Source organism: Streptomyces sp. NPDC027185, from assembly GCF_055567035.1.
Genome location: NZ_JBVHRF010000006.1, coordinates 151,844 through 169,420, shown reverse-complemented (window position 1 = coordinate 169,420; position 17,577 = coordinate 151,844). Strand labels below are relative to the sequence as shown.

The 17,577-nt window shown below is 73.2% G+C and carries 15 protein-coding genes; 8 read left to right on the top strand and 7 right to left on the bottom strand.

What is annotated here, in order from left to right; all coding sequences use genetic code 11:
* Positions 1-151: 151 nt before the first annotated feature.
* On the bottom strand, positions 152-646 hold the full coding sequence (locus tag ACZ4M8_RS20710; RefSeq protein WP_467609401.1) for a GNAT family N-acetyltransferase: 495 nt from the start codon (positions 644-646) through the stop codon (positions 152-154).
* A 141-nt stretch (positions 647-787) separates the two neighbouring features.
* On the opposite strand from ACZ4M8_RS20710, the gene ACZ4M8_RS20705 reads away from it, so the two are divergent.
* The gene (locus ACZ4M8_RS20705; protein WP_467609399.1) at positions 788-1,591 is read left to right on the top strand and encodes an exodeoxyribonuclease III; all 804 of its coding nucleotides are present in this window, start codon (positions 788-790) and stop codon (positions 1,589-1,591) included.
* A 224-nt stretch (positions 1,592-1,815) separates the two neighbouring features.
* Here ACZ4M8_RS20705 and ACZ4M8_RS20700 read toward each other — a convergent pair whose 3' ends face one another.
* Positions 1,816-3,000, bottom strand: a complete 1,185-nt coding sequence (locus ACZ4M8_RS20700; RefSeq protein WP_467609397.1) for a helix-turn-helix domain-containing protein — start codon at positions 2,998-3,000, stop codon at positions 1,816-1,818.
* Positions 3,001-3,180: 180 nt separating this feature from the next.
* On the opposite strand from ACZ4M8_RS20700, the gene ACZ4M8_RS20695 reads away from it, so the two are divergent.
* Positions 3,181-3,633, top strand: a complete 453-nt coding sequence (locus ACZ4M8_RS20695) for a glycine-rich domain-containing protein (protein WP_467609395.1) — start codon at positions 3,181-3,183, stop codon at positions 3,631-3,633.
* 64 nt (positions 3,634-3,697) lie between these two features.
* Positions 3,698-4,339, top strand: a complete 642-nt coding sequence (locus ACZ4M8_RS20690) for a class I SAM-dependent methyltransferase (protein ID WP_467609393.1) — start codon at positions 3,698-3,700, stop codon at positions 4,337-4,339.
* Between the two features lie 77 nt (positions 4,340-4,416).
* On the opposite strand, the gene ACZ4M8_RS20685 is transcribed toward ACZ4M8_RS20690, so the two are convergent.
* Positions 4,417-5,229 carry a MerR family transcriptional regulator gene (locus tag ACZ4M8_RS20685; RefSeq protein WP_467609392.1) on the bottom strand — a complete coding sequence of 271 codons (813 nt, stop codon included), beginning with the start codon at positions 5,227-5,229 and terminating at the stop codon, positions 4,417-4,419.
* Between the two features lie 177 nt (positions 5,230-5,406).
* Between ACZ4M8_RS20685 and ACZ4M8_RS20680 the strand changes: the two genes are divergently transcribed.
* The 4 genes from ACZ4M8_RS20680 (at position 5,407) to ACZ4M8_RS20665 (ending at position 9,208) form a co-directional block, all read left to right on the top strand.
* Positions 5,407-6,924: a flavin-containing monooxygenase gene (locus ACZ4M8_RS20680; protein WP_467609390.1), complete on the top strand. Its 1,518-nt coding sequence runs from the start codon at positions 5,407-5,409 to the stop codon at positions 6,922-6,924.
* The gene (locus ACZ4M8_RS20675; RefSeq protein ID WP_467609389.1) at positions 6,921-7,910 is read left to right on the top strand and encodes an alpha/beta fold hydrolase; all 990 of its coding nucleotides are present in this window, start codon (positions 6,921-6,923) and stop codon (positions 7,908-7,910) included. The genes ACZ4M8_RS20680 and ACZ4M8_RS20675 overlap by 4 nt, the downstream gene beginning before the upstream one ends.
* Positions 7,907-8,788, top strand: coding sequence for an SDR family oxidoreductase (locus tag ACZ4M8_RS20670; RefSeq protein WP_399089799.1), 882 nt, complete (start codon positions 7,907-7,909; stop codon positions 8,786-8,788). The genes ACZ4M8_RS20675 and ACZ4M8_RS20670 overlap by 4 nt, the downstream gene beginning before the upstream one ends.
* A 261-nt stretch (positions 8,789-9,049) precedes the next feature.
* A complete protein-coding gene (locus ACZ4M8_RS20665) occupies positions 9,050-9,208 on the top strand; it encodes a hypothetical protein (protein ID WP_467609388.1) in 159 nt (52 codons plus the stop codon).
* Positions 9,209-9,434: 226 nt separating this feature from the next.
* Here the strand turns inward: ACZ4M8_RS20665 and ACZ4M8_RS20660 are convergent, their stop codons facing one another.
* On the bottom strand, positions 9,435-12,788 hold the full coding sequence (locus tag ACZ4M8_RS20660; protein ID WP_467609993.1) for a S41 family peptidase: 3,354 nt from the start codon (positions 12,786-12,788) through the stop codon (positions 9,435-9,437).
* Between the two features lie 556 nt (positions 12,789-13,344).
* Between ACZ4M8_RS20660 and ACZ4M8_RS20655 the strand changes: the two genes are divergently transcribed.
* Positions 13,345-14,565 carry a serine hydrolase domain-containing protein gene (locus ACZ4M8_RS20655; RefSeq protein WP_467609386.1) on the top strand — a complete coding sequence of 407 codons (1,221 nt, stop codon included), beginning with the start codon at positions 13,345-13,347 and terminating at the stop codon, positions 14,563-14,565.
* A gap of 50 nt (positions 14,566-14,615) precedes the next feature.
* On the opposite strand, the gene ACZ4M8_RS20650 is transcribed toward ACZ4M8_RS20655, so the two are convergent.
* The 3 genes from ACZ4M8_RS20650 to ACZ4M8_RS20640 all read right to left on the bottom strand — a co-directional run bounded on the left by ACZ4M8_RS20650 (position 14,616) and on the right by ACZ4M8_RS20640 (position 17,408).
* Entirely contained in the window at positions 14,616-15,464 is an 849-nt protein-coding gene (locus ACZ4M8_RS20650; RefSeq protein ID WP_467609385.1) for an EamA family transporter, read from the bottom strand.
* Positions 15,461-15,586, bottom strand: coding sequence for a hypothetical protein (locus ACZ4M8_RS20645; RefSeq protein WP_467609384.1), 126 nt, complete (start codon positions 15,584-15,586; stop codon positions 15,461-15,463). The genes ACZ4M8_RS20650 and ACZ4M8_RS20645 overlap by 4 nt, the downstream gene beginning before the upstream one ends.
* Positions 15,587-15,764: 178 nt before the next feature.
* On the bottom strand, positions 15,765-17,408 hold the full coding sequence (locus ACZ4M8_RS20640) for a penicillin-binding transpeptidase domain-containing protein (RefSeq protein ID WP_467609382.1): 1,644 nt from the start codon (positions 17,406-17,408) through the stop codon (positions 15,765-15,767).
* Positions 17,409-17,577 lie beyond the last annotated feature (169 nt).

The following is a 17,577-nucleotide window of genomic DNA, read 5'->3' as shown; positions in this document are numbered from 1 at the left end:
CCTTTAGCTAGTTGATTAGTGGAATGAGTATGGAGAGCGGGACGGAGCCATGTCAAACAGGGGACGGAGCGCCCGGCGGCACGTACGGAAAACGCCGCCCCCGGGCGAGAAGCCAGGGGCGGCGGACGGGGAAAGGCGGCGGAAAGCGGGCCTACACCAGCGCCTTCCGCATGCACCGGCTGTCCTCGTACGTCCGGAACTCCCCGAACTTCTCCGCCGCGGGGACCATCAGATACCCGCACGACGCGTACAGGGCCAGCGCCTCCGGCTGCTCGGTGCCGGTCTCCAGCACCATCCGGGCACGGCCCGCCGCCCGCGCGTCGGCCTCCAGGGCGGCCAGGATGCGCCGGGCCAGCCCGCGCCCCCGCGCCTCCTCGATCACGAACATCCGCTTGATCTCGGCGTCCCCGGCGGCGTACCCCTCGGCGGGGTCCTCCTCGGTCCGCCAGCCGCCGGTGGCCACCGGCCGGCCGCCGTCGTACGCGAGCAGATACCGGCCGCGCGGCGGGTCGAACATCGCGGCGTCGAGCGGTGTGAAGTCCGTCTCGCCGTAGCGGCGGGCGTACTCCCGCCGCACCAGCGCGTCGAGGACCACCGCGTCGGGGTGGTCGTAGCGGACCGCACGTATCTCCACACCGTTATCCATTCCGGACAGCGTACGGCGCGCCCGCCGGGCCCGGCGAGCGGCTTTGGAGACAGGCCGGGAGGGCTGGGTATCGTGCCGGGATGCTCACCGTGACGGGGAACGCGTGGGACCGCCGTCGCCTGCGAATCTGAGGAGCCCGCCTTGCTCACCGTGACCACCGTGAACGTCAACGGCATCCGTGCCGCCGCCAAGAAGGGCTTCGTGCCCTGGCTGGCGGAGACCGCCGCCGACGTCCTCTGCCTCCAGGAGGTCCGCGCGGAGCCCGCCCAGATCCCGGCCGAGGTCCGCGAGCCCGAGGGCTGGCACACCGTGCACGCCCCGGCGGCGGCGAAGGGCCGCGCGGGCGTCTCGCTCTACACCCGCCGCGAGCCGGACGCCGTCCGCGTCGGCTTCGGCTCGGCGGAGTTCGCCGCCAGCGGCCGCTACGTGGAGGCCGACCTCCCGGGCGTGACGGTCGCCTCGCTCTACCTCCCGTCCGGCGAGGTCGGCACCGACCGCCAGGACGAGAAGGAACGCTTCCTGAAGGAATTCCTCCCGTACCTCACCGACCTGCGCACCCGCGCTGCCGCCGACGGCCGCGAGGTCCTGGTCTGCGGCGACTGGAACATCGCCCACCAGGAGGCCGACCTGAAGAACTGGAAGGCCAACGGCAGGAAGTCCGGCTTCCTCCCCGAGGAACGCGCCTGGCTCACCGACGTCCTCTCCGAAACCTCCGGCGGCTACGTCGACGTCGTCCGCGCCCTCCACCCCGACACCACCGGCCCGTACTCCTGGTGGTCCTACCGGGGCCGCGCCTTCGACACGGACGCCGGCTGGCGCATCGACTACCACATGGCCACGCCCGGCCTCGCCCGCCGCGCGACCAAGGCGTTCGTCGAGCGCGCGGAGAGCTACGACACCCGGTGGAGCGATCATGCGCCGGTGACGGTGGTGTACGGGGACTGAGTGGCGCGGGGCGCCGGGCCGGACGCCCTCGCGGCCGCCTGGGCATCGGCTTGTTCGCCGGCGCGGAGGCGTTTTCGTGGGGGCGGGGTCAGGGGCCGGAGCGGTCGGCCTTGAACGCGGTGACGGAGGTCGGCCAGACGCCGTGACGGCCCTCTTCGACGTGTGGCCGGCCGGCCGCCGGGGGCAGCCTGTCTTCGCAGGTCGGATGGGCTGCCCCGCTCCCCTCAGACCTGGATCCCCGACAGCTTCGAGAGCCGCAGGAGCTCCGGGTTGCTCCTGCGGTGCAGGGATGACAGCACGCGGAACGCCTCCCGCGCCATGGGGTGGATGCGGGCCATCTGGGGTGCCGCCGCCCACGCGGCGGACAGGCTCTCCAGAGCCCCGTCACGGTCCCCGACATCGAGCCGGGCCCTGGCCAGATTCAGGTGCGAGGGAGCCACACGGGTGGCGGGCAGGCCCTCCAGAGCCGCATCCAGATCCTCCGCCACCCGCAGCGCCTCACGGGGCCGCCCCAGATCCAGCCGGGTGGCCAGAACGTGGGTGATCGTGTTCCGGGGCCCGAAGATCATGCTGTGCCGGTTCCGGTCCTGGTCGAACCATTCAGCGGCCTCCCAGGCCGACCTGATGTGCCGCTCCGCCTCCCTCTTGCCTTCCTTCTTGTCCTTGAGGCGTCCGGCGAGAGTCATCCCGCGCAGGTTGAGGAGTCCCACGGCGAAGGCCCTCTCCTGGCCCGACAGGGCGGCCTGAGCCCGGCCGATCGCCCGGTCCACGACCATGAGGCCGCCCTCGAAGTCCCCGCCGTTCAAGTACGCCCCTGCCCGGTCCCTGGCCGCGATCGCCACGCCCAGCGGGTTCGTCCTCTGCTCGACGGCCCACCTCTGGCGAGTCACGGCGAGCTCCGCCATGTCCATCCACCGGTGCCGGGCGGCCAGCCAGTAGACGCTGCTGTAAACCTCGGCCAGAGCCATCCAGCTCTCCACGGTGTTGGCCGTGTGCGCGTGCGTCGTGGCGTCCCTCAGCAGGTCAGGGAGTACGGCCAGGAGCCGGTCCACCTCCGCCGCGTCCCTGTGCCGCCCGGCGGCGCCCACGGACGCCGTGAGAGCGTCCTCCTGGACCTTCCGGCGTGCCGGCAGGTCGTAGTCCCGAACGGCCGATCGCAGGTCCGACAGGCGGCCTTCCTCGTTCCTGGCCACCGAGGCTCTGCCCAGGACCTCGGCCATGCTCAAGCCCATCGGCCTGCCCACCGCGGCGGCGATCGCGGGCGTGAGAGTGCGGTCGCCTACCTCGATCTTGGACAGCAGGGAGACGCTGACACCGGCCAGCCGCGCCAGCCGGTTCTGCGTGAGCCCCCGTTCCTTCCGGAGTGCGGCCAGGTTCGCGCCCGGTGGCAGTTCGGTGGCCTTGCTCATGTGATCAGCCCTACCCGTGGAGACAACCGCTGGAGCCATCCTCGCAAGCCCGGCACATACCCGTATCGGGTTCCAGCACGCCTGGAGCTGCCGTGTGCAAGGGGTGTGCAAGTTCCCTGTTCTCCAGGGCCGTTCACTGGATACAGACACCGGCGAGCACGACCGAGTGAAAGGTCCGTGATGGCTACAGCAGTAGAGGTCCGTAACCCCCGGAACTGTGTCTCCTCCCAGGTCTGGGAGCGGGAAGTCCGGCTCATCATGCGGGATCACGCCATGGAGCGTGACCTCGCGGAACGCATCTTCGGCCAGGCCGTCGCCTACCTGGTGACCTCCGCCGAACGCCCCGAGCTCCGCATGGGGCCGGCTCAGACCGTGGACCTGGGTGTCCACACGTTCGTGCTCGACACGGCCACCTACATGGCGTTCTGTGTCCAGCACGCGGGACGCTACATTCACCACATCCCGCACCTCCCGGAAGAGGGGGAGGAGCAGCCGCACGTCCTGAAGGGCACCGTCCAGGCCATCCGGGACTCCGGCTTCGCCATCGATCAGGAGTTGTGGGCCTCCCAGGGAGCCGACTGCTCCCAGTGCCACGCCGGGTGCCACGACAGTCCTAACAGCGGCAAGGTGTGAGAACGCGTGAATCATGGCAACTCCCCTGAGTTTAAGGGGAGTTGCCCCTACGGAAGGGAGCCGCATGGAGGTCGTGGAAGCCTGGGAGCGGTACGCGCGGGGGCGAACCCCACGGCGTGAGGTCAACGCCGTCGGCGCCCGCACGTGGTTGAACTGGACTCAGTACCCGGACCACGGCCCTGATGAATCGGTCCTTGGAGATCTCCAGGGCCGTACCGTTCTGGAACTGGGCTGCGGTACCGGCTGCAATCTGGCTCACCTGTCCACCCTCGGGGCCACCTGCAGCGGGGTCGATATCGCACCGAGTCAGTACAGGAAGGCTGTAGCTCGATGGGGGCACCTCCCCGGGCTCACCTTCCACACGGCTGAGGTGACGGACTACCTGACCCGCACGGAAGGCCCTTTCGACGTGGTTCTGTCGATCTTCGGGCCCGTCTGGTTCACGGACCCCGAACACCTCCTCCCTCTGATCCGTAAAAGGATGCCGTCCGGCGGTGTGCTGGCCTTCTCCCACAAGCCTTCTGTCGAGGGTATGAAGCCGGTGGGTCCGCTGAGGGAGGCCAAGGCGGTAATCAGGTGGGACCACTCGGCAGATGAATGGACGGCCCTCCTGGCGGCTGCCGGATTCTCGGGCATCCAAGCCGGGATCATTCCTCCCCCGGAAGGGCGAAGTGAGGGAACCCTCCTGGTCGTGGCCTGCGCGTAACGCGTACCGCTGGGACTTTCGCCGCTCACCCGCGAAACGCCCCTTCGTCGCCCCCCTTTGACCTGCGGCTTCCCGGGCTATCCGGCTGTGCCGTCCGCCGGTGTCCTCCCGTCGCCGGGCTCGTCGGTGTCCGGGCGTTCGCCCCGTAGCCAGCTGTCCAGTTCGGTGCGGACGCGGCGGTCCATGGCCATGGTGATCTCGGCGTCGATGACGGCCTGGAAGACGGGGCGGAGGGATTCGATGGTGTGGGTGAGGTGGTTGATGTCGCAGGCGTCGGGGGGTGTGCCGGTGGGCGGGTCGGTGAGGTGGGTGCGGATCAGGGTCGTCGCGATGGCGGCTATGGCGTCGGCGTGGGTGCGGACGGCGCGGCCCGCCTGGAGGACGGCGGCGAGGGGGATGCCGTGGGAGACGAGGGTGGTGGAGGCGTCCAGCAGGCGGCGGCTGGTGTGGACGAACTCGTCGCCGTCGACGGCGAGATAGCCGATGTCGAGGGAGGCGGCGAGGTTCTCGGCGGTGACGTCGCCGCTGAAGTGGTCGGCCAGTTCCTCGGGGGTGAGGCGGACGGGGGTCTCGTCCGACCAGGGGGCGACGAAGGTGCCCTCCATGCCGAGGAGTTCGCCGACGTCGCGGCCGTTCTCGAAGGCGGCGAGGAGTTCGGTGATGCCGCCGAGGGTGTGGCCGCGGTCCAGCAGGGCGGTGATGGAGCGGAGCCGGGCGAGGTGGTGCTCGTCGTACCAGGCGATGCGGCCCTCGCGGCGTGGCGGCGGGAGGAGTCTGCGCTCGCGGTAGAAGCGCAGGGTGCGGACGGTGATACCGGCTTCGGCGGCCAGTTCCGCCGTCCGGAACTCGCGCTTTTCGTGCTGGTGGTTGGGGTTCTCGTTCGCGGCCACCCGGTCACCCTATGTGCGGTGCGGGCGGCGGCCGCAGGTGCAACCGGCGGTAACTTCCCGGCGCGCGACCCCTACCGAACAGTACGGAGCTGCCTTACGCTCTCGATTGTGCCAGTGATTGCTGGCGCGATTGATGAAGTGTGATCGACGGAGTCTGCAGCCTGGGGAGGCGGTGGCATGTCCGAGCGGGAACATGTGCGGGTGGCGGTGATCGGATCGGGGTTCGGCGGTCTGGGCGCGGCCGTACGACTGCGCCGGGAGGGGATCACCGACTTCGTGGTCCTGGAGCGCGCCGGAGCGGTGGGCGGCACCTGGCGGGACAACACGTATCCGGGGTGCGCGTGCGATGTGCCGTCGCACCTCTACTCGTTCTCCTTCGCGCCCAACCCCCGGTGGCCGCGGAACTTCTCCGGGCAGCCGCACATCCGCGCCTACCTGGAACACGTCGCGGACACCTACGGCATCCGTCCCCACCTGCGCTTCCACGCCGAGGTGGAACACGCCAGGTGGGACGGTGACGCGCTGCGCTGGGAGATCACCACGGCCCGCGGACCGCTCACCGCCGACGTCCTCGTCTCGGCGACCGGGCCGCTCTCCGACCCGAAGATCCCCGACATCCCGGGGCTGGACACCTTCCCCGGCAAGGTGTTCCACTCCGCCCGCTGGGACCACGGCTACGACCTGCGCGGCAAGCGCGTCGCCATGATCGGCACCGGCGCCTCCGCCATCCAGATCGTCCCGGCGATCCAGCCCGAGGTCGGCCGCCTCAGCCTCTTCCAGCGCACCCCCGCCTGGGTGCTGCCGCGCGCCGACCGCCCGATCACCGGACTGGAGCGCTGGCTGCACGCCAAGGTGCCCGCCACCCGCGCCGCACGCCGCGGGCTCCTCTGGGGCATCCGGGAGCTCCAGGTCAGCGCCTTCACCAAGCGGACGGGCGAACTCGGTCTGGTCGAGACCGTCGGCCGGGCGCACCTGCGGCGGGCGGTCAAGGACCCGGCACTGCGCGCCAAACTCACGCCCGGCTACCGCATCGGCTGCAAACGCATCCTGCTGTCCAACAGCTACTACCCGGCGCTGGCCCGCCCGAATGTCGACGTGATCGCCGCCGGACTGCGGGAGATCGACGGCTCCACCCTCATCGGCTCCGACGGCAGCCGCACCGAGGCCGACGCGATCATCTTCGGCACCGGCTTCCACGTCACCGACATGCCGATCGCCGAGCGCGTCACCGGCGCCGACGGCGTCACCCTCGCCGAACGGTGGAAGGACGGTATGGCGTCGCTCCGGGGCACCAGCGCCGACGGGTTCCCCAACTTCCTCACCCTGATCGGCCCCAACACCGGCCTCGGCAACAGCTCGATGATCCTCATGATCGAGTCCCAGCTGAACTACCTCGCCGACTACCTGCGCCAACTCGACGTCCTCGGCGGCCGGATCGCGCTCGACGCCCGCCCCGAGGCGGTCGCCGCCTGGAGCGACCACATGCAGCGGCGGATGGAACGCACCGTGTGGACCACCGGCGGCTGCGACAGCTGGTACCTCGACGCCAACGGCCGCAACACCACCGCCTGGCCCGGCACCACCGCCGAATTCCGGCGCGAGACCCGCCAGGTCGACCTCGCCGAGTACGCCCTGCTGCGGCCGCGGGCCGCCCGCCGCCGCACCCCCGCCACCGCCGAGGAGGTCGCCGTATGAAGCGCCCCGGACACGTCATCAGCGGACCGTACGCCCCGCCGGCGCCCCGCCGGGCGCGGTACGTCGCCTCCGGCGGCTCCCGGCTGTACACCGAGATCCACGGGCCCGAGGGCGCCCCGGCGGTCGTCCTCGCCCACGGCTGGACCTGCTCCACCGCCTTCTGGGCGCCGATCGTCCGCGACCTCGCCGCCGACCACCGCGTCATCGTCTACGACCAGCGCGGACACGGCCGCAGCCCGGCCCCCGGGCCCGGCGGCTACAGCACCGCCGCCCTCGCCGACGACCTGACCGCCGTCCTGGAGGCGACGCTGGCACCCGGGGAGCGGGCCGTCATCGGCGGCCACTCCATGGGCGGCATGACGATCATGGCGGCGGCGGACCGGCCCGTCCTGCGCGAGCGGGCCGCCGCCGTCCTGCTGTGCAGCACCGGCGCGGCCGACCTGCCCGCCGAAGCGCGGGTCCTTCCGCTGCGCACCCCGCGCGGTCGGCGCCGGGCGCACCGGCTGATGCTCCACTCCCGCGCCCCGCTCGGCCCGGTCGGACCCGTCTCGAAGGCGGCCCTGAAGTACGCCACGATGGGCGCCGCCTCCGCCGCCGAACAGGTCGAGGCGTGCGCCCGTATCGTCCACGCCTGCCCGACCGGCGTCCGCGGCGGCTGGGGCCGGGTGCTGTACGGGCTCGAACTCACCGGCGGCGCCGCGCGGTTGGACGTCCCGTCGGAGGTGCTCGTCGGCACCGCGGACCGGCTCACCCCGGCGGTGCTCGCCCGGCGGCTGGCTTCGGTCCTGCCCGACTGCCGCCGGCTGACACAGCTGCCGGGGCTGGGCCACATGACGCCGCTGGAGGACCCGGGCGCGGTGACGTCCCGGCTGCGCGCGCTGGTCACCGCGCATCTGGCGGAAGAGGAGGCGGCCGGTGCGCCGTCCGGGAAGAAGGACGGCGCCGCGCGGCGCAAGGACGGCAAGGCGAAGGGGGAAGCGGCATGAGCGGACGTAAGGGGCTCCAGGGCCAGGTCGTGGTGGTGACCGGGGCGGCGCGCGGGGTCGGTGAGCTGCTGGCCCGCAAACTCTCCGCGCGCGGCGCCACCCTCGCGCTGGTCGGACTGGAGCCGGACGCGCTGCGCGAGGTCGCGGTGTCGCTGCGCGGACCGGCGCACCACTGGTACGCCGATGTCACCGACCATCTCGCGATGGCGCGGGTCGCCGCCGAGGTGAAGGAGCGCTTCGGGAAGGTGGACGCGGTCGTCGCCAACGCCGGGGTCGCGACCGGCGGCCCGTTCGCCGGCTCCGATCCGGACGCGTGGCGGCGGGTCATCGAGGTCAACCTCATCGGCGGCGCGGTCACCGCCCGCGCCTTCCTGCCCGTCCTCATGGAGTCGCGCGGCTACTTCCTCCAGATCGCCTCGCTCGCCGCGCTCACCCCGGCGCCGATGATGACGGCGTACTGCGCCTCCAAATCGGGCGTCGAGGCGTTCGCGCACAGTCTGCGCGGCGAGGTCGGCCACAAGGGCGTACGGGTCGGCGTGGGCTATCTGAGCTGGACCGATACGGACATGGTGCGCGGCGCCGACAGGGACGACCTGATGCGGGAGCTGCGCTCGCGGCTGCCCTGGCCGTCGAACAAGACGTATCCGCTGGGGCCCGCCGTCGACCGGATCGCGGACGGTGTCGAGCGGCGCTCCGCGCACGTCTACGGCCAGTGGTGGCTGCGCGGGATGCAGTCGGTCCGCGGCTACCTCCCGGCGCTCATCGGGACGGTCGGTCAGCGGGAGATGCGGCGGTTCGGCGACCGGCTCGACGGGATGCGCCTCGGTCTGGTCGGCGCCGGCGGCGAGGCGGACGAGAAGGCGCGCGTGGAGCGGTGAGGGGGCGGCGCCGGGGCGGGCGGTGAGCGGGGCGGCGGGTCCCGGGACGCCGGGTGCCTGGGCCCGTGGCCGGGGCGCCGGTCGGCGTGGTGCCCGCCGTGGCCGTCCGCGCTCCGGCCCGGTGGCCAACCGGCAACCCCCGCCGCCCTGTTGATCACCGGTCCGCCCGGTCCGCCGCCCCGGGGTGATCGAAATGCGGCCGGACGGAGCACATGCCAGGCTGGTCGCGTCCGGCACCCGACGTCCGACGGGAGGAACCGCATGGGGCTCAGGGAGCAGTTCCAGGCCAAGGCCGAACAACTGGCACAGCGGGCACGCGCGGAGGCCGACGCGGAAGCGGCCCGCCGCGGCGCACCGCCCGCCGACGGGACGGGCGAGAGCGCCCGCGACCCCGGCACGGAGGAGCCCGCCGGGTACTGACCCCGGCGGCCCGCCCGCACACCGAAGGCGCACCCGGACCACCGGTCCGGGTGCGCCTTCCGCGCTCCGGCCCGCACGGACGGAGACGTGACGGGCGGAGACGTGACGGACGGAGACGTACGGGGGCCGGGGCCCGTATCGCTGCTTCTGGGCGCTCCTGGTCGCTCCTGGGTGGCATCGCCCCTGGTCGGCGCGGTGCCGGTGCCAGGCGCCGGCACCGCGCGGATTACCCCTCCGCCCCCCGTGGCGGCAGCTCCGGTCGCCGCAGATCGGGGACGTCCGACAGGTCCGGCGGGACGGCCGCCGGGTGACGGTCGAGGAGTTCCAGGGCGGTGCGGACGGCGACGCCGAGTTGGGGGTGGCGGTTCTCGGCCCAGTCCAGGGGGGAGCGCAGGGCCTCGATGTCGGGTTCGACGCCGTGGTTCTCCACGCCCCAGCCGTAGACCTTGAACCACGCCGCGTTCATCGGCACCGTGATCGCCGTGCCGTCGCCGAGCCGGTGGCGGCCGGTCATCCCGACCACTCCGCCCCAGGTGCGCAGGCCCACCACCGGCCCGATGCCCTGGAGTTTGAACGCCGCGGTGATCATGTCGCCGTCGGACGAGGTCATCTCGTCGGCGACCGCGACGACCGGCCCGCGCGGCGCGTTCTGCGTGTACGACACGGGCTGCGCGTCGCGCGTCAGATCCCAGCCCATGATGGTGCGGGTCAGCTTCTCGATGACCAGCTCGGAGATGTTGCCGCCGGCGTTGCCGCGGACGTCGACGATGAGCGCCGGGCGGGACACCTCCATCCGCAGATCGCGGTTGAACTGCGCCCAGCCGGAGCCGCCCATGTCGGGGATGTGCAGATAGCCGCACCGGCCGCCGCTCAGCTCCCGGACCACCGCCCGCCGCCGCTGCACCCAGTCCTGGTAGCGCAGCGGCCGCTCGTCGACCAGCGGCACCACCGCCACCCGGCGCGGCGGCCCGGACCCCTCCGCCGGGGCGAACGTCAGCTCCACCGTCGTGCCGCCCGCCGCCGACAGCAGCGGGTAGGGCCCCGCGACCGGATCGACCCGGCGGCCGTCCACATGCGTCAGCGCCGCGCCCTCCCGGATGCCGGTACCGGCCAGCGGCGAGCGGGCCTTGGGGTCCGACGACTCGCCCGGCAGGATCCGCTTGAGCACCCAACGCCCCTCGCGGGGAACGAAGTTGGCGCCGAGCAGCCCCATCGCCCGCTGGTAGTGCGGCGGCCCCTCGTTGCGCCGCGCCCCGGCGACGTACGCGTGCGAGGTGCCCAGCTCGCCCAGGACCTCCCGCAGCAGATCGGCGAACTCGTCGGGGGTGGCGACCCGGTCCAGCAGCGGACGGTACTGCGCGAGCACCCCGTCCCAGTCGATACCGGACATCCCCGGGTCCCAGAAGTACGCCCGCACGATCCGGCCCGCCTCCTCGTACGCCTGCCGCCACTCCGCCTCCGGGTGCACCTCGTGCAGGATGCGCCGCAGATCGAGGTGGACGGTGGAGTCGCTGTCGGCCTGCTCGGTGGCGGGGACGGCCCGCAGGTCGCCCTCGTCATTGACGACGAGCCGGGTGCCGTCGCCGCTGAGCGCGAACCGGTCGAGCGCGGAGGTCAGTTCGGTACGCCGCGCCTTGACCAGGTCGAAGTGTTCGAGGGTGGGCTGGCCCGAGGTGTTGTCCGGGCTGGCGAACGTCTCGCCGAGCGCCCCGGAGATCGGCCACCGCAGCCACACCAGACCGCCGCCCGCGACCGGTTGCAGCGACGAGTACTTGGACGCGGCCACGGGGAACGGCGTGACCCGGTCCGCCAGCCCCTCCACCTCGACCAGCACCGGGCCCTCGGCCACCGGCGGGTTCTCGTCCGGGTCGAGCCCGCCGGCGGCCGGGCGGCCCTCCGGCGACAGGGCGAACGGTGACGGCGTCGCGGACGACAGCGGGACCAGATGCGGGCGGCAGCCCAGCGGGAACGACAGATCGCCGGTGTGCACGTCGTAGACCGGGTCGAAGCCGCGCCAGGACAAAAACGCCAGATAGCGGCCGTCGCGGGTGAAGACCGGCTGCTCGTCCTCGAACCGGCCGTTGGTGACGTCCACGATCATCCGGTCGGTGAGCCGGGCCATCTTGATCTGCCGCAGCGACCGGCCGATCCCCGGATGCGACCAGGTCAGCCACCGCGAGTCCGGTGAGAACGCCAGATCCCGCACCGGACCGTTGGCCGACCGGATCAACTCCGCGACTTCGTCCGGGAGTTGGGGATCTCCTGGCTCCTCGTCGCCCTCCACCGCGGGCGCCTCCTCGGCCGCCCGTTCCTCGGGCCGCCGTACGTCGACCAGCAGCAGCCGGCCGTCGTGGGCGGCCACCGCCAGCCGGGTGCCGTCCGGCGACGCCACCACCTCCTGGACCCGGCCCAGCCGCCCCGCCGCCAGCCGCCGCGGCGCGCCCACCCCGCTGGCCCGCGGCAGCCCGGCGATCTCGACGGCGTCCTCGCCCTCCGCGTCGGTGATGTACGCGATCCGCCCGGTGTCGCCGAGCATCTCCGGCAGCCGCACCCGGACGCCCGGTACGTCGTGCAGGGCGCGGGCCGGGCCGTCGCGGTGGGTGAGCCAGTACAGACTGCCGCGCACCCCGACCGCGCTGGCCCGCCCGGTGGTGTCCACCGCCAGCGAGGTCACGTTCGAGGCGGTCGGCACCTGGTACGTGCGGCGCCCGGTGCGCGGCCCGCCCAGCCGGACGGCCAGCTTCCGGGGCCGGGCCGTGGGGGAGAGGTCGTCGACCAGCCAGAGGTCACCGGCGCACTGGTAGACGATGCGGGAGCCGTCGGTCGAGGCGTGCCGGGCGTAGAAGTCACCGTGATCGGTGTGACGGCGCAGGTCGGAGCCGTCCGGCAGACAGGAGTAGACGTTGCCCACGCCCTCGTGGTCGGAGAGGAACGCGATCCGCCCGGCGGTGAACATCACCGCGTCCAGATGGCCCCGCAGCTTCGGCAGCAGCCGCGTGCCGTGCAGCCACATCCGGCCCATCGCGCCGCCCCGGTACCGCTTCCACGACGCCGGCTCGTGCGGCGGCTTCCCGCTGAGCAGCAGCGTGCGCCGCTCCCCGGCCACCTCGGCGACGGCGATGTCCGACACCGGCCCCCAGGGCAGCCGCAGTCCGGGCCCGCCCTCGGCGGACAGCCGGTACGCCCACGAGTAGTACGAGAACGGCTGGCCGTGCGAGGCGACCGCCAGGATGTGGCTGGCGCCGTCCTGGTCCGGCGGCGTCCAGCCGCAGACCCGGGCGTCCGTACTGCCCCAGTACGTCAGCCGTCGTGCGGGCCCGCCCTCGACCGGTACGAGATGCACCTCCGGGTCGAGCGACCGCCAGGAGGTGAACGCCAGATGGCGGCCGTCGGGGGAGAAGCGGGGATGGCCCACCCGGGTGCGGTCGGCGGTCAGCCGCCAGGCCCGTTCCGGCTCGTCGCCCTCGGGTACGAGGGGCGCGACCCACAGGTCGTCCTCGGCGGTGAAGCAGACCAGATCGCCGCTCAGATGCGGATACCGCAGGTAGGACGCGGGTGGCGGGCCCGGCGGCACCGGCATCCGGCGCAGCCTTCCGGGCGGTGCGGCGGGATCCGGTTCCGGGTGCGGCCCGACGGCCTCGCGTGCGTCGCTCACCCGTCTCATCGTTCCGCCGCCCGCCGGGGGCGGCAACTCGGCCGGGGCGCACGGCGGGGCCGCGGCGCGGGCCCGGCGGCTGGGGCACACGGGGCGCCGGGCGGTCCACAGGAGAACCGGCCGGTGCGGGGCGCGGTGCCCGTGACCGGACCGGACGCTCCGGGCCGGGCGCTCCGGGCCCGCGCCGGGCCGCCGTCCGCTCGCGCCGAGCCGTCCGGCCGCCGCGCCCCGCCGCCCGGCCGCCCGGCGGGGGAAGTGGGGCCCCGCGCCGCGTCATCCGGTCCGCGCACGTCCATCGCCCCGTACCGGGGCGCCGGTTCGGCCCGCCGCCGGTCACCAGGGGTGCCCGGCACGCCCGCTGACGTGGCCCCGGGCGGCTGTGACGAAGGCCACGCCGCCCGGCTCCGGTCATGAGCACCACTTCGCGCGAGGCACCATTGATGGGTCACCAAAGCGACGGAACAGTGGGAAGCGGGAAACAGTGGTGGACGTCCAGGGCAGGGTCGAGGACGGCTTCGAGCCGGTCCGGGACGCTTTCACGGCCAACTTCACCCGCCGCGGCGAGCGCGGCGCCGCCGTCGCCGTCTACCGCGACGGCCGCAAGGTCGTCGACCTCTGGGCCGGTACGAAGCACGGCGACGGCGGCGACGACCTCGGCCCCGCCGCCGACGGCCGCCCCGACGCCCCCTGGGAGCAGGGCACCGCCCAGGTCGTCCGCTCCGCCACCAAGGGCGTCGCCGCCGTCGTCCCGCTCCTGCTCCACCAGCGCGGACTCCTCGACCTGGACGCACCGGTCGGTACGTACTGGCCGGAGTTCAAGGCCGCGGGCAAGGACCGCGTCCTCGTCCGCCATCTGCTCTCGCACCGCGCCGGGGTGCCCGTCCTCGACACCCCGCTCACCCCCGGACAGGCCGTCGACGGCGTCAGCGGCCCCGCCGCCCTCGCCGCCCAGGCCCCTGTCTGGACGCCCGGTACCGACCACGGCTACCACGCCCAGACCTACAGCTGGCTCCTGGCGGAGCTGGTCCTGCGGGTCACCGGCCGCACCATCGGCGCCTGGATCGCCGACGAGATCGCCGGGCCTCTCGGCCTCGACCTCTGGCTCGGCCTGCCGCCCGGTCAGCAGGCCCGCGCCGGACGCCTCGCCGAGGTCAGGCCGCCCGAGACGGACCCGGCGGGCGGCCTGCGGGTGCGCCCCAAGCGCGCGGTCGCCGAGGCGTACCGCGACCCGGCGTCCCTCACCAGCCGCGCCTTCGCCGCCATCACCCCGGCGCCCGACGAGAACGCCCCGGCCTACCGCGCCGCCCAGCTGCCGGCTTCCGCCGGTATCGCCACCGCCCGCTCGCTGGCCCGCTGTTACGCCGCGCTCATCGGCCCGGTCGACGCCGACGGCACCGGCGCGGGACACCCGCGTCTCTTCGCGCCCGCCACGCTGACCCTGGCCCGTACCGAGGAGTCCGCCGGACCGGACCGCACCCTCGTCGTCACCACCCGCTTCGGCCTCGGCTTCATGCTGCACAGCGGCGCCTCCCCGCTGCTGGCGCCCGGCTCGTTCGGCCACCCCGGGCGCGGCGGCGCGCTCGCCTTCGCCGACCCCGAGTCGGGCCTCGCGCTGGGCTACGTCACCAACGGCATGCAGCGCGGCGTCACCGCCGACCCCCGCGCCCAGGCCCTCGTCCGGGCGCTGGCCACAGTCGGCTGAACGCCGCGGGGGCCCCGGCGCGGTACCGGAGCCCCCGTTCGTACGGCTGGTCAGCTGTGCAGCATCAGCCCGATGCCGACCACCATCAGCCCGGCGGCCGCGATCCGCGGCGCACCGAAACGCTCCTTGAAGAACACCGCGCCGATCGCCGCTCCGACGATGATCGACGACTCCCGCAGCGCCGCGATCGGCGCCAGCTCCCCTTGCGTCTGCGCCCACAGCACCAGCCCGTACGCGAAGACCGACAGCACCCCGCCGGCCATCCCGCGCCACGCGAACGGCCGGAGCTGGCCCAGGAGTTGACGCCGCCGCACCGAAAGTGCCCAGAGCGGGATGGCGATGCCCTCCAGCAGCATCAGCCAGGCGATGTAGCCGAGCGGGGTGCCCGACGCGCGGACCCCGAGCCCGTCGACGGTGGTGTACGAGGCGATGGCCAGGCCGGTGGCGAGGGCGGCGAGCAGCGCCGGCCACTGCGGGCGGGCCCCGGAACCGCGCAGCCCCCACAGGGCGACGCCGAGCAGTCCCGCGGAGGCCAGCGCCACCCCGGCGAGCGCCCAGGCACCCGGCACCTCACCGACGAAGAGCGCCGCGAGGACGGTGACGACCAGCGGCGCGGTACCGCGGGCGATCGGATACATCTGCCCGAACTCGCCCAGCCGGAACGACTGCATCAGCAGCATCTGGTAGACGACGTGCAGGACGGCGGAGCCGAGGAGATACGGCCAGGCACCGGCGGCGGGGAGCGGGGCGAACGGGAGGATGGCGAGGCCGCACACGGCGCCCGCCCCGCCGACCAGGGTGAAGGCGAGGAGCTGGTCGCGGATGCCGTGGGCGATGGCGTTCCAACTGGCGTGGGTGACCGCGGCGATGAGCACGGCCACGACGACGAGCGGCGTCATGCGGTGGGCTCGGCGGAGTTCGCCGCGGGGGCGGCGGCACGGCGCCGGCGGATGAGGGCGGCCCGCCGGGCACGCGCCCGATCGGCCGCCGGGACGGGGAGGTTGCGCGGGAAGACGCTCATGCCCCGCACGCTAGCGAAGGGTGTACGGGCCACGCGATGAAAAGGTGAGCAGTCTCTCACTGGAAGATCGGACGGTGGATTCCTGCCGGTCACTCCGTGTTCACCTGCGGGGTCTCACAACACCGCCCCGCCCCGCCGGGAAGGCGGGACGGGGCGGTGTGACGCGGACGCGGGGCGCTCAGCCCGCCGAGAGCAGGGCGCGGACCACCGGCCCGGCGTTGTCACCGCCGTGACCACTGGCCGGCACGAGCGCCGCGGCGGCCATGTCGTTGCGGTACGCGGTGAACCAGGCGTTCGGCTTCTTCTGGTTGTCGACCTCGGCGGAGCCGGTCTTGGCACCGATGTCACCGCTGAGCCCGGCCATCGGCTTGACCGCCGTACCGGCCACAGCGGTGGTGTGCATCATCGACTTCAGCCCGGCGGCGGTCTCCGGCTTCATCCGGCGCGCCGCGGTGGCCAGCTTCCGGTGGTCGAGGTCGGGGGAGACGAGGTAGGGCTGGCGGAAGACGCCCGCCTGCGCGGTCGCGGCGAGCGACGCGACGTTCAGCGGGTTCATCCGCACCCCGCCCTGGCCGATCAGGGACGCGCCCATCTGCGCGCCGTCCTGCACCGGCACCGTGCCGTCGAAGGTCGGGATGCCGGTCTTCCAGTCGAGCCCGATGCCGAAGACGTCCCGCGCCTCCACCGTCAGATCGTCGTTGTTGAGGTTCTTCGCCTGGCCGATGAAGGCGTTGTTGCAGGACGCGGCGAAGCTCTGCGCGAAGGTGCCGTCCGGGATCTCGCTCATCTGGTCGTTGTGGAACTTCCAGCCGGCGACCGTCGTGTACTTCGGGCACGGGTGCTGCTTGCCGGGCGAGGTCAGGCCCTTGTCCATGAGCAGCGCGGCGGTGACGATCTTCATCGTGGAGCCGGGGGCGAGGGAGCCGCCGGTGGCGACGTTGAAGCCGGTCGCGGGGGAGTGCGCGAGCGCGAGTATCTCGCCGGTGCTGGGCTTGATGGCGACGGCGGAGGCGTTCTTCCGGGCGTCGACCTGCTTCTGCGCGAGGGTCTGGAGCGAGGCGTCCAGCGTCGTCTTCAAAGTGCCGGGCGTGCCCTTGCCCAGGACCTTCAGCGTCGTGTCGTGCTTCAGGTCGTCCTTGCCGTCCGCGGTGTGGTGGATGGCGAGCGCCACCGCGGGGGTGCCGCCCGCCTTGTCGCCGTACTTGTCGCGCAGCCCCGTCAGGACGGTCCCCAGCTCGGGGTGGTCCTTGGCGGTCAGCTCCTTGCCGTGGCGGTCCACCGCCTTGATCGGCGCGGGGCCGGAGGGGCCGGTGCGCAGCGAGTCACCCTCGCCGAGGGAGGGGTGGAGCACCGCGAGGTTCCAGTCGACGCGGGGCTTGCCGGTGGCGCCGTCGCGCCGCACGTGCAGCGCGGAGGTGTAGGAGTACGGCGCCTGGTGGCCCTGGTAGGAGATCTGCGCGGTGACGGTGTAGGGCACCTTGTCGCCGTTGGGGGTGCCGGGTTTGACGGTGACGCGGCTGAAATGGGCCTCTTTGGCGAAGGAGGCGAGCGCGGTCTTCGCGGGACCGGGCTTGTCGGTCAGCTCCGCCGCCTTCGCGGCGTCGGCCGACTGCCAGGCGGCCAGGAAGTCCCGGGAGGTGGTGGCGATCTCCTGCGCGGTGGCCGGTCCGCTGCGGGGGGCGCCGCCGTTCTTGCCGTCGGCGGACGTCACGCCCGGCGCCGCCGGGTCGTTCGAACCGCCGCCGAACAGCGCGAACCCGGCCACCCCGGCGACCAACACCGCGGATCCGCCGATCAGCCCGTACTTCACCTCACGGCGCATACGACCGTTCCCCTCCCAATGCCTCACCCCGCGTCGCCGGGGCCTGATGGGCACTCTATGGGACGGCGGAAACCCGGAGAGTGCCGGTCCGTCTCGATCGGGGCACGGTCGCATGAACGGTCCGGTGCGCGGCGGGCCCCTTGTTGTAAAGGGGCAGGCCGGGGGCGCT

Bases quoted from the DNA above. Each gene is read 5' to 3' on its own strand.
- ACZ4M8_RS20710 (WP_467609401.1), bottom strand. From the start codon at position 646: ATGGATAACGGTGTGGAGATACGTGCGGTCCGCTACGACCACCCCGAC.
- ACZ4M8_RS20700 (WP_467609397.1), bottom strand. From the start codon at position 3,000: ATGAGCAAGGCCACCGAACTGCCACCGGGCGCGAACCTGGCCGCACTC.
- ACZ4M8_RS20695 (WP_467609395.1), top strand. From the start codon at position 3,181: ATGGCTACAGCAGTAGAGGTCCGTAACCCCCGGAACTGTGTCTCCTCC.
- ACZ4M8_RS20690 (WP_467609393.1), top strand. From the start codon at position 3,698: ATGGAGGTCGTGGAAGCCTGGGAGCGGTACGCGCGGGGGCGAACCCCA.
- ACZ4M8_RS20680 (WP_467609390.1), top strand. From the start codon at position 5,407: ATGTCCGAGCGGGAACATGTGCGGGTGGCGGTGATCGGATCGGGGTTC.
- ACZ4M8_RS20675 (WP_467609389.1), top strand. From the start codon at position 6,921: ATGAAGCGCCCCGGACACGTCATCAGCGGACCGTACGCCCCGCCGGCG.
- ACZ4M8_RS20670 (WP_399089799.1), top strand. From the start codon at position 7,907: ATGAGCGGACGTAAGGGGCTCCAGGGCCAGGTCGTGGTGGTGACCGGG.
- ACZ4M8_RS20665 (WP_467609388.1), top strand. From the start codon at position 9,050: ATGGGGCTCAGGGAGCAGTTCCAGGCCAAGGCCGAACAACTGGCACAG.
- ACZ4M8_RS20660 (WP_467609993.1), bottom strand. From the start codon at position 12,788: ATGCCGGTGCCGCCGGGCCCGCCACCCGCGTCCTACCTGCGGTATCCG.
- ACZ4M8_RS20650 (WP_467609385.1), bottom strand. From the start codon at position 15,464: ATGACGCCGCTCGTCGTCGTGGCCGTGCTCATCGCCGCGGTCACCCAC.
- ACZ4M8_RS20645 (WP_467609384.1), bottom strand. From the start codon at position 15,586: ATGAGCGTCTTCCCGCGCAACCTCCCCGTCCCGGCGGCCGATCGGGCG.
- ACZ4M8_RS20640 (WP_467609382.1), bottom strand. From the start codon at position 17,408: ATGCGCCGTGAGGTGAAGTACGGGCTGATCGGCGGATCCGCGGTGTTG.